Origin of the sequence: Marinobacter bryozoorum (genome assembly GCF_023156245.1) — a bacterium.
Lineage (GTDB): Bacteria > Pseudomonadota > Gammaproteobacteria > Pseudomonadales > Oleiphilaceae > Marinobacter > Marinobacter bryozoorum.
Window position 1 is genome coordinate 1 of the sequence record NZ_JAKZAH010000115.1, and the last position, 852, is coordinate 852.

Consider the following 852-nt stretch of genomic DNA (forward strand, 5'->3'; position numbering starts at 1 on the left):
TGGACATTCCAGAGCTGCTTCGCCAGCCGCCAGACCAGCCAGACCATCGCCAACGTTGCCAGCCAGGACGGCAGGCGCAATGAAAACTCCGAGAGGCCGAATACCTTGATGGCCAACGCCTGGGCCCAGAAAGACAACGGTGGTTTGCCCCAGAAAGGCACACCCGGCTCAAACCAGGGGGTGATCCAGTCACCGGTTTCGGCCATCAGGCGGGCAATTTCCGCGTAGCGAGGTTCGGTGGTATCGGCAAAAGGAAACAGCGCCATGCCGATTAGGCGGCTGACCAGTACCGCTGCCAACGCCAGGAACCAGATGTTAAATCGCTTTGACATGACGCGCCTCCGCCAGCCGCGTATTTAACGGCTGACTGACACCAACCGGACTTTCCAGCACCTCCTCGGCCAGGTAGACCGGTCGCTGCTTCGTTTCCAGATAGGTTTTGCCCACATACTCCCCGACAATACCGATGCTCAGTAGCTGGATGCCACCGAGAAAGCTGATGATGGCAACCAGTGACGGATAGCCGCTGGTTGCATCGCCGAGCATCATGGCCTTGATCACGATCCAGAGCCCAAACAGGGCTCCAACACTCGCGGCAAACAACCCGATGACGGTCGCCCAGCGCAATGGTGAGACGGAAAATGAGGTCAGGCCCTCCAGAGCCAGACCAACCAGTCCGGGGTAATCCCACTTCGTTTCTCCGGCAGCCCGGGGTTCCCGGTCATACTGGATGACACGGGTCGGCAGGCCGATCCAGGCAAACAGTCCTTTCATGTACCGGTTACGTTCGTTCAGAGTCAGTATCGCGTCTACGGCCTTACGGCTCATCAACCGGAAATCGCCGGTATCCAC

At 58.9% G+C, this 852-nt stretch carries 1 protein-coding gene and 1 pseudogene; both read right to left on the reverse strand.

The features are described 5' to 3' along the window. On the reverse strand, positions 1–332 hold a 332-nt coding region (locus MLC59_RS19795; protein WP_248237323.1), incomplete at its 3' end, for an ArnT family glycosyltransferase. After that, positions 316–852: pseudogene (locus MLC59_RS19800) on the reverse strand (glycosyltransferase); the annotation flags it as partial. The gene MLC59_RS19795 and the pseudogene MLC59_RS19800, both read right to left, overlap by 17 nt.